The sequence below is a fragment of the Nocardioides aequoreus genome, assembly GCF_000720335.1.
GTDB lineage: Bacteria > Actinomycetota > Actinomycetes > Propionibacteriales > Nocardioidaceae > Marmoricola > Marmoricola aequoreus.
Map to the genome: position 1 here is coordinate 1 of NZ_JOJN01000011.1, position 12,683 is coordinate 12,683.

Sequence of the window (12,683 nt, forward strand, 5' to 3'; positions counted from 1 at the left end):
TATCGCACCCCGATCGAGTACGAACTACGCTCCGAAAACGAACCCATCCCCGCTGTCAGTTAGCCACCGCGGATGGAGCCCAAACGGTAGGTCAGGTCACCGGCTCAGGCGGGGCACTGACCATCTCACCACCCGTGAGCAGTTACCCGTGGTGCCATTGCAAAGTCAGCGCGGACGAGGGCGCCGCGCAACTGACGTGGCTGCCACTCCCCCGGCCAGTGACCTTCTCACCGCTGCTTCCATCCGTAGGGGTCTGCTGCACGGACTAGTGACGCCGGCTCAGGAGGCGCTGAACTTCTCACGACCTGTGAGCAGTTACCCGTGGTGCCATCGCAACGTCAGCGCGGACGAGGGCGCTGTGCAACTGAAATGGTTTCTACTCCCCCGCACAGTGACCTTCTCACTGCTGCTTGCATGGGTTGCGGGGGCACGCAGGGGGCACACGTGTCACACGGCGAAACCGGGCCTGGACTGCGTTTCCGCAGGTCAGACCCGGTTTGTTGGTGGAGCTGAGGGGATTCGAACCCCTGACCTTCTCATTGCGAACGAGACGCGCTACCAACTGCGCCACAGCCCCGGAGCGCCCGCGTGGTGGACCCGTCGAGCGCGAGGAAGAAGTTACCACCGCCGCTGCATCTCGCCCCAATCGGGTCAACGGGGAGGATCGACTGCACCTGGTGCGCGGGATCCTCCCCGATCACCCGGTGCTGCGAAGAGACGCCGCAGGACCTCAGCGAGCACGGGCAGCGCGGCATCGACGGAGCGTCCCATCTGCGCCGCGATCGCGTCGGCGTCGCTGCGCAGGTCGAGCCCGCGGAGGATCTCGACGAGGGTGAGGCCCTCGATGTCGACGCGTGCGAGCCCGGCGTCGTCAGCCTCGACCACCATGTCCCAGCACGGGATGGTGCCGACCTCGACGATGTCCCCGGCCAGGAGCTCGGCGAGCCAAGGGAGCGTCGCCGCGAGATCCTCCGGGGCTGCGCAGAAGACCACGCTGAGCGGCCCGTCGGAGTCACTTCCCTGGCCGGGGGCGAAGCCGAGGGGCGTCAGCAACGGGTCGAGCTCCACACAGACCCGATGACCCACGGTCATCCGCCGTCCCCGGGAGGTCAGGCGCCGGCGGCCCGGCGCTGCTCGGCGGTGGTCGCCGCCGTGCGGGTGGCCTCGGCCTCGCGGGCCAGGGCGGAGTCGGCGGCGTCGTGGCCCGAGCTGGTCATGCCGGTGAGCTCGATGGTCCGCACCGTACGCCGGGCGGTGGCCTTGCCGACGTACGTCGGGAGGGTCAGCGGCAGCGGGTCCCACAGGGCGCCGTCGTCGGCGAGGGCCTGCTGCTCGGCGACGACCTCGGGGCGGGAGTCGAGCGGCTCGGCGGGGGCGGCGGGCGTCGGCGCGGCGACCTGCACGGGCTCCCGGACAGGCCCCGCCACAGGGGCGGCGGCCTCGTCGTCGGACGCCGGCGCGAGCGGGCGCGCACGCCGGGCACGCTGCATCTGCACCACGGAGAGGCGCGCGACGACCAGCCAGCCGACGACCGCGAGCGAGGGCCACAGCGGGGTGATGGCGGGGAGGTAGGCGAACCAGGTCAGCGCCCACACGGTGGCGAGCGTGGCCAGCAGCAGGGCGAGAACCCGGCGGCGGTTGCGGGCCGCGCGACCGGCGGCGCTGAGCTCGGGACGGGGCTTGGAGCTCCGCCGCACCCGGCGGGGCGCGACCTCGGCCACGGCGTCGGGCTCGACCGGCGACTCCACCGCGTCGGTCGATGCTGACGAGCTCCCGGACCGCTCCGCGACACCCGTCGTACGCCGCCGCGACAGCACGCGGGCACGCTCGGAGTGGCTCTCGTCGAGCCGCTCCCCCGCCACCTCGTCGTGGTGCTGCAGCGCCTTGGGGATCAGGTAGACGGCCCACGCGAGGGCGAGCACCACGAAGATGAGGGCTGAGAGGTCCACGGGGAGAAAATTACAAGCGTGTGATTACCCGGCTCCGGACGCGGGGCGGTGTGTCGCCAGATCACTCCTGTGACGCGTGTGGCTCGCTCCGCTCCAGCCGGTCCTGCAGCCGGCCCACGACCTGCTCGCGGGTGAGCGCGAAGATCCGGTGGTCGCGCCACGCCCCGTCGATGTGCAGGTAGCCGGGGGCGTAGCCCACCTCCACGAAGCCGAGCTTCTCCACCACCCGCAGCGAGTTGGCGTTCTCCGGCCGGATCGCCACCTCGACGCGGTGCAGCCCGACCGGGCCGAAGCAGTGGTCGACGGCCATCGCCAGGGCTGCGGGGATGATCCCGAGCCCGGCGTGCTCCCGGTCGACCCAGTAGCCGATGGAGGCGAACTGCGCCGACCCGCGCACCACGTTGTTGACGCTGAGCTGCCCGACGAAGTCGCCCTCGTGCTCGACCACGAAGGGCAGCTGGCGACCCGCGCGGGCGTCGCGTCGCATCGCGCGCACCATGGCGGGGAAGCTGCGCGGCTGCGCGTGGGAGTCGGCCGGCGGGGTGGCGTCCCACGGCGCCAGCCAGTCGGCGTTGGCCTGCCGCAGCCGGCGCCAGACGTGCCGGTCGGCCTGGGTGAGCGGCCGCAGCCGCACCTGGCCCGAGGGCAGTCGCGCCTCCAGCACGGCGGGCCACCCGGGCGGCGAGCCGGCGGCGCGGCTCAGTGGTCGCTCCCGACGATCTGCTCCACGGCGTGCCGCAGCAGCGGTACGACGACCGCCAGGCCGTCCTTCACCCCGCCGCGGGAGCCGGGCAGGTTGACCACGAGGGCCTGGCCGACCACGCCGGCGACGCCGCGCGAGAGCGCCGCCGTCGCGACGCCCTTGGCCGTGCCCTGGGCGCGGATCGCCTCGGCGATGCCGGGCACCTCGGCGTCGAGCAGGGCGCGGGTGACCTCGGGCGTGCGGTCGGTCGGCGTCAGGCCGGTGCCGCCGGTGGTCAGCACGGCGCGGGCGCCGCCGTCGACGGCCGCGCGGATCGCCTCCCCCACCGGGGCGCCGTCGGGCACGACCACGGGGCTCTCGACGGTCCAGCCGTCGGCGCGCAGCGCCTCGACGATGAGGGGGCCGGTGGTGTCGTCGTAGATCCCGGCCGCGGCCCGGTTGGACGCCACGACCACCTCGGCGCGCAGGGGCGGCCGGTCGGCCGGCTGCTCAGCCACGGCGCCAGTCCCCCGACCTGCCACCGGTCTTGGTCTCGACCCGGACGTCGGTGATGACCGCGCCCTTGTCGACCGCCTTGACCATGTCGACGACGGTGAGGCCCGCGACCGAGACCGCCGTCAGGGCCTCCATCTCGACGCCGGTGCGGTCGGTGGTGCGCACGGTGGCGGTGATCGCGACGGCGTCGTCGTCGACGACCAGGTCGACGGTGACGCCGGAGATCGCGAGCGGGTGGCACAGCGGCACCAGGTCGGGGGTGCGCTTGGCCGCCATGATCCCGGCGACCCTGGCCACGCCGAGCGCGTCGCCCTTGGGCACGCCGTCGCCGCGCAGCAGCTCGACGACCCGCGGCGAGACCAGCACGCGCCCGCTCGCCGTGGCGGTGCGCTGGGTCACGGACTTCTCGCCGACGTCGACCATGCGGGCGGCGCCGGACTCGTCGACGTGGGTCAGCCGCGAGGGCTCCTCGGTGGTCACGACACGCCTCCGCCCTGGGGGTCGAGCAGCATCACCGGCACCAGGTCGTCGCGCTCGGCGTGGGTGACGTCGGCGTCGAGCACCACCAGCGCGTCGGCGGACGCCAGCCCCGCGATCAGGTGGGAGCCGGCCCCGCCCACGGGGGTGACGCGCAGCGTGCCCCCGTCGTACGACGCCTCGGCGCGCAGCAGCTGCTGCCGGCCGCGCAGCGAGCGCACCGACTCGGTCAGCCGGCCCGGCACCAGCCGGCGACCCGCCGCGGGCCGACCGGCCAGGCGCCGCAGCACCGGCACCACGAAGACCTCGAAGGAGACGTACGACGAGACCGGGTTGCCGGGGAGCGTGAAGACGGGGGTCGCGTCGGGACCGAGCACGCCGAAGCCCTGGGGCTTGCCCGGCTGCATCGCGACCTCCACGAAGTCGACGTGCCCGCGCAGCCGCTCCTTGAAGCGGCTGCCGTCGAGCAGCACCTCCTTGACCACGTCGTGGGTGCCCTTGCTGACGCCGCCGCTGGTGACCACCAGGTCGGCGCGCAGCAGCTGGTCCTCGAGCGCGGCCGCGAAGGCCTCCGGCTCGTCGCTGGTGGCGCGGGCGCGCAGCGGGATGCCGCCGTGCGCGCGGACCGCGGCGGCCAGCAGGTAGCTGTTGGAGTCGTAGATCTGGTCGCCCGCGAGCGGACGGCCGGGCTCGACCAGCTCGGCGCCGGTCGACATCACCACCACGCGCGGGCGGGGCGAGGTCAGCACGCGGCCGCGCCCCAGTGCCGCCAGCAGCCCGACCTGACGGGTGCCGATCACCTCGCCGGAGCGCAGCAGCAGGTCGCCCTCGGCGACCTCCTCGCCGGCGCTGCGCACGTGCTGGCCCTCCGAGGGGGCCTGCGAGACGACCACCTCGCCGTCGCGCTCCTCGGTCCACTCGAAGGGCACGATCGCGGTCGCCCCCGCCGGGACCGGGGCTCCGGTCATGATGCGCACCGCGGTGCCCGGGGCCAGCGAGTGGATCGTGGTCTGCCCCGCCGCGATCTCGCCGACGACCGGCAGGTGCACGGGTCGCTCCCCCGCCTCGGCGACGTCGCGGAAGAGCACGGCGTAGCCGTCCATCGCGGAGTTGTCGAAGCGCGGCAGCGCGACGTCGGCGTGCACGTCGTCGGCGACCGCGAGCCCGATGGCGTCGAGCAGCGGGTGCTCGATGGGCGGGAGCGGCTCGACCTGCGCCAGCACCGCCTCGAGGTGCTCGTCGACCGAGCGGATCGGCATCGGGGTCAGGCCCCGTCGCCGATGACGCTGCGCGCCTCGACCCGGCCGTGGTCGCCCTCGAGCGTGGCGGTGCCCTTGACCACGACGCCCGGGCCGAAGCTCCAGTCGCCCTTGACCACCAGCGACTCGGCGTCCTTGAGCGACGGTGCGCCGTTCTGGAAGCGGTGGTCGAAGTCCTGCACGCGCTTGTAGTGGTCGTCGTCGAGGTCGACGAACGGGATCTCGGCAGGCACCTGGTCGAGCACGAAGTCGGAGCCGATGTCGTAGGCGTCGGAGCGCAGCACCAGCAGGTCGTTGGTGGTCTTGACGGGCACGAAGCGGTCGCGGCCGACCTCGATCAGCCGGGAGTCGTCGAAGACCTCGATGGCCGCACCCATGGCGGTCTCGATCTGGATCACCTTCGGGCTGCTGGAGTCGCTGGGGTCGACGGTCTTCTCGTTGCGGATCATCGGCAGCCCGAGCACGCCGTCGCGGCGCCGCAGCTCCTCGCGCATCCGCGCGAGGTCGAACCACAGGTTGTTGGTGGAGCAGTAGCGGTGCCGCGAGAGGTCCTGCAGCGCCTCCTGGTCGGCCTTGGGCGTCTGCGCGGTCTCGCGCAGCACGATCCGGCCGTCCTCCTTGCGGCGGGCGAAGTGGCCGCCCTTGCGGTCCGACGGCGTACGCCGCACGGCCTCGATCGCGAAGGGCGCGCCGGTCGAGGCGAACCAGCCGGCCACGCGCGCGTCGGGGACGGCGCCGAGGTTGTCGGAGTTGGAGACGAAGGCGTAGCGGTAGCCGGCCTCGATCAGCCGGTCGAGCATGCCGCTGCCCAGCAGCGCGGTGTAGAGGTCGCCGTGGCCGGGCGGACACCACTCCAGGGAGGGGTCCTTGGCCCACGAGACCGGGGTGAGGTCCTTGGCGAGGAGCTTGGGCTCCTTGTTCTGCAGGAAGTCCAGCGGCAGGCCGTCGACGGCGAGGTCGTCGTAGCGGCCCAGGGCCGCGAGGGTGTCCTCGGACGTGCGGAAGCTGTTCATGAAGAGCAGCGGGAGCGTGGCGCCGTACTGGCGGCGCAGGTGGAGCACCTGCCGGGCGATGACGTCGAGGAAGGACAGGCCGCGCCCGACGCACAGCAGCGACTTGGCGCGGTCCATGCCCATCGACGTGCCGAGGCCGCCGTTGAGCTTGATGACGACGGTGGCCCCGATCGCCTCCGCGGCGGTCTCCGCGGGCACCTCGACGTCGTCGAGCGCGTCGATCTGCACCGGCTCGATCGACGACTCCGAGATCATCCCGGTCTCGCCGTGCTCGAGCTGGCGGTAGTAGTGCGAGAAGACCTCGATCGCGACCGGGTCGACGCCCGCGTCCGACATCTTGTCGCGGGCCTTGGTGAGTCCCTTCGACTTCATGACTCGATCGTAGGCTCAGGTCGTGGCCGACCACAGCGGTACCCGCGAGCGGGCGAGCAAGCTGGCGCTGCGCGACCAGCTCCGCGCCGCGCGACGCGGCCTCGGCCCGGCCCTCCTCGGGGAGCACGCCCGCGCGCTGGCCGACGTCGTGCTCGCCGTCCCGGAGGTACGCCGCGCCGCCACCGTGGCGGCGTACGTCTCGGTGGGCAGCGAGCCCGGCACCGGTCCCCTGCTCGACGCGCTCACCGCCCGAGGGGTGCACGTGCTGCTCCCGGTCGTGCTCCCCGACCTCGACCTCGACTGGGCGGCGTACGCCGGCGACCGCGACCTGGCGCCCGGCCCCAGGGGACTGCTGCAGCCGGTGGGCGAGCGGCGCGGCACCGACGCCGTGGCGACAGCCGACGTGGTGCTGCTGCCCGGCCTCGCCGTGGGGGCCGACGGCAGCCGGCTCGGGCAGGGCGGCGGCTGCTACGACCGCGCGCTGGCCCGCGTGCCCGTCGGCACCCTCACCTGCGTGCTGCTGCACCCGGGCGAGCTGCTCGACGCCGTGCCCCGCGAGCCGCACGACCGCCCCGTGCTCGCCGCCGCCACCCCTGAGGGTCTCGTCCGCTTCTGACGCAGGTCGGCCAGTCGACGGTCGGTCGGCGGTCAGTCGGCGGGGCGGAGCAGCAGCCGGTCCTGGGTGGCGGCGCGGACGGCGTCGGGGCCGAAGGGCCAGGGATAGCTGCGGCCGGCCGCCCAGGTCTCGACCTGGTCGCGGTAGTGCGGCGAGGCGGGGTGGCCGGAGCTGCCGGTGAGGTTGACCCAGCGGGAGCGGTCGAGGTCGTCGAGATCGACCACCATGCGCATCGACGGCGCGGAGTCGACGGTGTAGCCCTCGGGGGCGTACCAGGCGGTGGCGTCGACGGTCGCCGACCCGCCACCCACCTCGAAGGGACCCCGGTTGAGCAGCGCCCGCACCGGCGCGAGCTCGCTCTGCCCGACCGTGGCGTGCTCGAGGCGGAGCTGGTGCAGGCGACCCCACGACCAGGTCTTCGGGCTGACGCCGAGCGTGCGGGTGAGGTCGTCGCGGGCCCGCTGCATCGCGGCGGTGAGCACGGTGTCGCGATCCTCGATCACGCCCTCGGTCGTCGCGTCGTCCCACCAGGGGTTGTCGGGATCGCGCAGCAGGTTGTCGAGCACCGCGACCCACCGCGCACCACCGTCGGGCCACAGCTCCTCGGCCATCTCGTCGTGGAAGGTCAGCGCGAGCACGTTGCGCCACACCGCGTTGAAGTAGGCCGCCGCGGCGGAGTCCGCCGGCTGGGAGCCGTCCCAGTCGACGAGCAGCCGCTGGCCGTCGGCGTAGTACTCCGAGGTCATCAGCTGGCGCATCAGGTACGGCACCAGCACGGCCGCGGCAGGGCTGCGGGTGTCGCCCTGGATCTCCTCCATGTCGGCGACGTCGAGGCGGGAGCCGCTGGCGATGCGGTCGGCGAGCAGCCGCCGGATGCGCTGGCTGCGGTAGCCGAGGTCAGGGTCGGCCGTCAGCAGGTGGGGGTAGTCGGGACCGGTGACCGCCTGGTTGGCCGTGACGACGAAGCCCTCGGCGGGGTTGAGCACGCTCGGGAGCTGGTCGAAGGGCACCGTGCGCTCGGCCCAGTCGTCGGCGGGGTCCCAGCCGGAGGCGGGGTAGCGACCGTCGCGCCCGCCCTGGCGCACCGGGATCGCCCCCGGCGCCTGGTAGCCGATGTTGCCGTCGGCGTCGGCGTACACCAGGTTCTGGCTCGGCACGGCGAAGCTGCGCGCGGCCTCGCGGAAGTCCTCCCACCCGGCGGCGCGGTTGAAGCCGAAGAGCGCCTCGATCGTCGGCCGCGGCTCGAGCGCCGTCCAGGCCAGCGCCACGGCGTAGCCGTTGTCGCGCTCCGGGGCGTCGGGGGCGACCTCGGCGTTGGCCCCCACGCTGGAGAGCTCGGAGGAGACGTCGGAGAGCAGCGGTCCGTGGCGCGTGGAGCGCACCGAGATGGTGCGCGTCTCGCCGCCGGCGACCCTGATCTCCTCGTCGCGCTGCTCCAGCGGCAGCCGCTCGCCGTCGTAGAGGTAGGTGCGCCCCTCGACCTGCTCGAGGTAGAGGTCGGTGACGTCCGGGTCGAGGTTGGTCAGGCCCCACGCGATGTCGCGGTTGTGGCCGATCACGACGCCGGGCACGCCGGCGAAGGTGAAGCCGGCGACGTCGAAGGGGCAGTCCTCGCCGACGGAGCGGCAGTGCAGCCCCATCTGGTACCAGATCCCGGGCTGCGAGACGCCCAGGTGCGGGTCGTTGGCGAGCAGCGGCTTGCCCGAGACGGTGTGCTCCCCCGAGACCACCCAGCTGTTGGAGCCGATGCCCTCGCCGCTGCCCAGCAGGTCGGGGACGACGTCGGCGGCGGCCGCGGCGCGCTCGACGGCCTCCTGCTGCTCCTGCCCGTACGACGCCCCCGCCTCGCCGCCCGGCGCGGCCCGTCCGGCCACCGGCGCGGCGCCGGCGGCGTCCGGCACGATCGGCGCGTGCCGCTGGTAGGGGTAGCGGGGGTAGAGCTGGTCGACCTGCTCCGGCGTGCGCCGCACCGCCAGCCGGGTGCGCTCGACCTCGTCCTGCATGTTGCCGCGCAGGTCCCACGCCATCGCCTTGAGCCAGGCCAGCGAGTCGACGGGCGTCCACTGCTCGGGCTGGTAGCCCAGGCCCCCCAGGGCGAGCAGCGTGTACTCGGCTCCCAGCTCGGTCAGGTCGCGCTCCTCGAGCCAGGCGTTGACGCCCGCGCTGTAGGACTCCAGGTAGGAGACCGTCTGCGGCGAGAGCAGGTCGAGCTCCTGCTCGGCCACCCGGCGCCAGCCCATCGTGCGCACCACGAGATCGGTCTCGACCGCCGGCTCCCCCAGCAGCTCGGCCAGCCGGCCCGCCGTGATGTGGCGGCGCACGTCCATCTCGAAGAAGCGGTCCTGCGCCTGCACGTAGCCCTGCGCGAAGAAGAGGTCGCTCGCGTCGTCGGCGTAGACCTGCGGCACCCCCTGGGCGTCGCGGAAGACCTCGACGTCGGCTCCCAGGCCGGGCACGGCCAGCGTGCCCGAGGTCTGCGGGAGCGGACGGCGCACGAGCACCACGCCGGCCAGGACCCCGACCACGAGCAGCAGCGCGAGCCCGGCGGCGACGTAGACGCTCGCGCGGGCCCAGCCGGGCCAGCCGCGGAACCGCTCCCACCCGCTCGCCACGCTCACGCGAGGCATTGTGCCGTAGCATCCCGCCGTGCCTACCTACCAGTACTCCTGCACCGAGTGCGGCCACTTCCTGGAGGTCGTGCAGGCGTTCACCGACGACTCCCTGACCGAGTGCCCCGAGTGCGGCGGACGGCTGCGCAAGGTCTTCGGCGCGGTCGGCGTGGTCTTCAAGGGCTCCGGCTTCTACCGCACCGACAGCCGCGGCAAGGACTCCGCCGCCGACTCCTCGAGCTCCTCGGGCTCGACCGAGAAGTCCGGCGGCGAGAAGAAGCCGGCCGCCGACGCCAAGCCCGCCACCCCCGCGAAGGACTCCGGCTCCAGCAGCAGCTCCACGACCCCGAAGTCTGCCTGACCACGTGCCCGGCGCCAGGCCTGTGGACGACGCCGGCACGGGCGCGCGCGGACGCCTAGGTTCGCCGGCATGCCCGGCACCTCCCGCGCCCCGCTCGCGGCGCTGACCCACGCCGTACGCCGCCTGCGCCGACGGGTGCTGCTGCACCGACGTCCGCTGGCGGCGCTCGCGGCGGCCGGAGCGGTGCTGCTCGTGGTGCAGGCCACGTCGCCCGCGCCCGCGCCGACCGTCACCGTCTGGGCCGCCGCCCGGTCGCTGCCGGGCGGGGCGCTGCTGACCGGCTCGTCGGTGCACCCGGTGCGGGTGCCGCCGGCCCTGGTGCCGGAGGGCGCGGTGCGCGACCCCGGCGTCGTCGTCGGCCGCCCCCTCGCGGCACCGGTCACCGAGGGCGAGCTGCTCACCGACCTGCGCGTGCTCGGACCGGGACTGTCGGCGGCGTACCCCGGGAGCACGGCGGTGCCGGTGCGCTTCGCCGACGCCGAGGTCGTCGACCTGCTGCGTCCCGGCGACCGTGTCGACGTGGTGTCGGCGCCCGCCGACGGGCGCGGCGGGCAGGCCCGGGTGCTGGTCACCGACGTCGCCGTGGTCGCCGTGCCGGAGGCGGGCAACACGGCCGCCGGACCGGGCTCCCCCGGACGGCTCGTGGTGCTCGCGGTGCCCGACGAGGCGTCGTCCGACGTGGCGGCCGCCACCGCCACCAGCCTTCTCATCCCCGTCTGGAGCGACTAGCGTCTCCCCCGGGTCGACGGGCGACCCGGAGCACCGACAGGTCAAGGAGCACGCATGTCCGGCTTCAAGAACTTCCTGCTGCGCGGCAACCTCATCGACCTCGCCGTCGCGGTCATCATCGGCACCGCCTTCGGCGCCGTGGTCACGACCTTCACCAACTGGCTGACCGCGCAGATGCCCGACACCGCCACCGAGTACTTCGCCAACGAGGCCAACACCTTCGGGGCGTTCCTCAACGCCACCATCAGCTTCGTGCTGCTCGCCGCGATCGTCTACTTCTTCGTGGTGATGCCCTACACGCGGGCCAAGGAGAAGTACTTCCCCGCGGAGCCCGCCGGCACGCCCGCCGACGTGGCGCTGCTGGAGGAGATCCGCGACCTGATCGCGGCGCAGAACACCGGCACGACCGGCGTGGCCAACCCGCCCGAGGGCACCAGCTCGATCTGAGGTGGCGCCGCAGCGCTACCGCAGCCGCCGGCGACGCCAGACGACCGCGCTGCCCGGCGAGCCACCCGGGGAGGGCGGGTCCGTCCGCACCACCTCGAAGCCCTCGCGCTCGTAGAAGCGAGCGGCGCCGGCGTTGCCCGCGAAGTGCTCGACGTGGACGCTCTCCGCGCCCTGCGGGAGCGCGGCGACCGCCTGCTGCAGCAGCTCCACCCCGAGAGAGCGGCCCCGGTGGTCCGGGGCGACGTACAGCTTCCAGATCACCTGCTGCCCGTCCAGCTCACCGGTCTGGCACACGCCGACCAGCTCGGTCCCGGTCCCGGTCTCGGTCTCGGCGAGATGGACCCGGCCCGCTGCCAGGGCGGGGGCGAGCTGCTCGGCGGTCCACCAGCCCAGCTGGGCCTGCGCGCCCCGGTGCCCGAGGATCGGGGCGTAGTGGGGCGGGACCACGGCCGACCCGAAGGCGACGACCGCCCCGAGGTCGTCGGGCTCGGCCCTGCGCACGCGCACCCGCATGCTCGGCACCCTAGGGGTCGACCGGCCCTCGGCTCCTCAGGAACCGTGGTGGGGCGGGACCTCGCGCCGCAGCCGCTCCTCGCCGGCGGCGTCTCGCGCACCCGGCTCGTCGGCGTCGTCACGGGTCTGCTCGGGCAGCACCTCGCCGAAGACCTCGGCGAGACGTCGCCGTCGCCGCGCGCGCTCGGCGGGCGTGAGGGGCTGCTCGCTCACGGGGTCAGCGACTGCCGCGGGAGCACGGCGTCGAACCAGCCGACGTCGAACTTCGGGCGCAGCGGGCGCCAGCCGGTCTGCGAGGCGAAGTGGTCGGAGCACACCCGCAGCGAGCGCGTCAGCGGCTCGTGCCGCGCGCCGTCCCACCAGCGCGAGGGGCCGGTGCGGAAGGTCGCGGTGTCGACGCCGGCGGCGTCGGCGTACCCCTGCGCCAGGTCGTGGCGCTGCACCGGCTCGGCGCCGACGTTGTAGACCCCGCTGGGAGCGTGCAGCGCGGCCACGACGGCCTCGCCGACGTCGTCGGTGTGCACGACGTGCGACCAGTCGGAGGGGTGGCCGAGCCCGATGCGGCGGCCGTGCAGCGCCGCGCGCAGCTGGTGGCGGGTGCCGGGGTCGTCGCCGACGATGCGGCCGAAGCGCAGCACCACGCCGGTGCGCGAGCCGCAGGTGAAGTCCTGCACCAGCGACTCGCCGACGGCGGCCGGCTCGGTGGAGGCGGTGATCTCGAGGGGCGCCCTCTCGGTGATCCACTCGTCGCCCTGGTCGGCGTACAGGAAGCTCACGCTCTCCTGCACCACGCGCCGGCAGCCGACCGCCCGGGCCGCCTCGACGACGTTGCGGACGCCCTCGGTGCGCAGCTGGTCGTGCCGGCGCCAGGCCCCCGGCACGTGGAGACCGAGCCCGACGGGCATCGCGCTGGCGAGGTTGACCACCGCGTCGGCGTCCTCGAAGGCGTGCGCGAGCGTGCCGGGACGGAGCACGTCACCGGGCACGGCGGGCACGCCCAGACGCTCGGCGATGCCCTTGGAGCGGGACGTGTGGGCGACCACGGCGACGTCGTGGCCGGCGGCTCGCAAGGAGCGCACAGCGGCACGACCGAGCACTCCGGTCCCCCCAGTCAGCACGACCTTCACGCCCGCCATACTC

The 12,683-nt window shown here is 74.1% G+C and carries 15 protein-coding genes and 1 tRNA gene; 4 read left to right on the forward strand and 12 right to left on the reverse strand.

Translation table 11 applies throughout. From position 1 onward, the window contains the following. Positions 1-501: 501 nt before the first annotated feature. The 8 genes from IG63_RS0116845 to IG63_RS0116880 form a co-directional block, all read right to left on the reverse strand. Positions 502-577: transfer RNA gene (locus IG63_RS0116845), tRNA-Ala, on the reverse strand. A gap of 74 nt (positions 578-651) precedes the next feature. After that, positions 652-1,068 (reverse strand): hypothetical protein, encoded by a 417-nt coding sequence (locus IG63_RS0116850; RefSeq protein WP_157210258.1) that lies wholly within the window; start codon positions 1,066-1,068, stop codon positions 652-654. Positions 1,069-1,109: 41 nt separating this feature from the next. Further along, positions 1,110-1,949, reverse strand: a complete 840-nt coding sequence (sepX, locus tag IG63_RS0116855) for a divisome protein SepX/GlpR (protein ID WP_030485518.1) — start codon at positions 1,947-1,949, stop codon at positions 1,110-1,112. Positions 1,950-2,010: 61 nt separating this feature from the next. Then, positions 2,011-2,613, reverse strand: coding sequence for a GNAT family N-acetyltransferase (locus IG63_RS0116860; protein ID WP_245604480.1), 603 nt, complete (start codon positions 2,611-2,613; stop codon positions 2,011-2,013). 35 nt (positions 2,614-2,648) lie between these two features. Beyond that, positions 2,649-3,149: a MogA/MoaB family molybdenum cofactor biosynthesis protein gene (locus IG63_RS0116865; protein ID WP_245604481.1), complete on the reverse strand. Its 501-nt coding sequence runs from the start codon at positions 3,147-3,149 to the stop codon at positions 2,649-2,651. Further along, positions 3,142-3,627 carry a cyclic pyranopterin monophosphate synthase MoaC gene (moaC, locus tag IG63_RS0116870; RefSeq protein WP_030485521.1) on the reverse strand — a complete coding sequence of 162 codons (486 nt, stop codon included), beginning with the start codon at positions 3,625-3,627 and terminating at the stop codon, positions 3,142-3,144. Before moaC ends, IG63_RS0116865 begins: the two co-directional genes overlap by 8 nt. After that, the gene (gene glp, locus IG63_RS0116875) at positions 3,624-4,883 is read right to left on the reverse strand and encodes a molybdotransferase-like divisome protein Glp (RefSeq protein WP_030485522.1); all 1,260 of its coding nucleotides are present in this window, start codon (positions 4,881-4,883) and stop codon (positions 3,624-3,626) included. The genes moaC and glp overlap by 4 nt, the downstream gene beginning before the upstream one ends. A gap of 5 nt (positions 4,884-4,888) precedes the next feature. Then, the gene (locus IG63_RS0116880; RefSeq protein WP_030485523.1) at positions 4,889-6,268 is read right to left on the reverse strand and encodes a UTP--glucose-1-phosphate uridylyltransferase; all 1,380 of its coding nucleotides are present in this window, start codon (positions 6,266-6,268) and stop codon (positions 4,889-4,891) included. 22 nt (positions 6,269-6,290) lie between these two features. Between IG63_RS0116880 and IG63_RS0116885 the strand changes: the two genes are divergently transcribed. After that, a complete protein-coding gene (locus IG63_RS0116885; protein WP_051707046.1) occupies positions 6,291-6,884 on the forward strand; it encodes a 5-formyltetrahydrofolate cyclo-ligase in 594 nt (197 codons plus the stop codon). A gap of 32 nt (positions 6,885-6,916) precedes the next feature. On the opposite strand, the gene IG63_RS0116890 is transcribed toward IG63_RS0116885, so the two are convergent. After that, entirely contained in the window at positions 6,917-9,511 is a 2,595-nt protein-coding gene (locus IG63_RS0116890) for a penicillin acylase family protein (protein WP_084597276.1), read from the reverse strand. A gap of 19 nt (positions 9,512-9,530) precedes the next feature. On the opposite strand from IG63_RS0116890, the gene IG63_RS0116895 reads away from it, so the two are divergent. The 3 genes from IG63_RS0116895 to IG63_RS0116905 all read left to right on the forward strand — a co-directional run bounded on the left by IG63_RS0116895 (position 9,531) and on the right by IG63_RS0116905 (position 11,030). Next, complete coding sequence (locus IG63_RS0116895) at positions 9,531-9,854, forward strand: FmdB family zinc ribbon protein (RefSeq protein WP_030485526.1); 324 nt, start codon at positions 9,531-9,533, stop codon at positions 9,852-9,854. A gap of 69 nt (positions 9,855-9,923) precedes the next feature. Continuing rightward, the gene (locus IG63_RS0116900; RefSeq protein WP_051707047.1) at positions 9,924-10,583 is read left to right on the forward strand and encodes an RcpC/CpaB family pilus assembly protein; all 660 of its coding nucleotides are present in this window, start codon (positions 9,924-9,926) and stop codon (positions 10,581-10,583) included. Positions 10,584-10,637: 54 nt separating this feature from the next. Then, entirely contained in the window at positions 10,638-11,030 is a 393-nt protein-coding gene (locus tag IG63_RS0116905; RefSeq protein ID WP_051707048.1) for an MscL family protein, read from the forward strand. A 15-nt stretch (positions 11,031-11,045) separates the two neighbouring features. Here the strand turns inward: IG63_RS0116905 and IG63_RS0116910 are convergent, their stop codons facing one another. From IG63_RS0116910 to IG63_RS0116920, 3 genes are read right to left on the reverse strand one after another with little or no spacing between them, the layout of a single operon-like run. Continuing rightward, complete coding sequence (locus IG63_RS0116910; protein ID WP_030485529.1) at positions 11,046-11,543, reverse strand: GNAT family N-acetyltransferase; 498 nt, start codon at positions 11,541-11,543, stop codon at positions 11,046-11,048. Positions 11,544-11,579: 36 nt separating this feature from the next. Beyond that, on the reverse strand, positions 11,580-11,756 hold the full coding sequence (locus IG63_RS22815; protein WP_157210259.1) for a hypothetical protein: 177 nt from the start codon (positions 11,754-11,756) through the stop codon (positions 11,580-11,582). Further along, positions 11,753-12,670, reverse strand: a complete 918-nt coding sequence (locus IG63_RS0116920) for an NAD-dependent epimerase/dehydratase family protein (RefSeq protein ID WP_169741817.1) — start codon at positions 12,668-12,670, stop codon at positions 11,753-11,755. The genes IG63_RS22815 and IG63_RS0116920 overlap by 4 nt, the downstream gene beginning before the upstream one ends. Positions 12,671-12,683 lie beyond the last annotated feature (13 nt).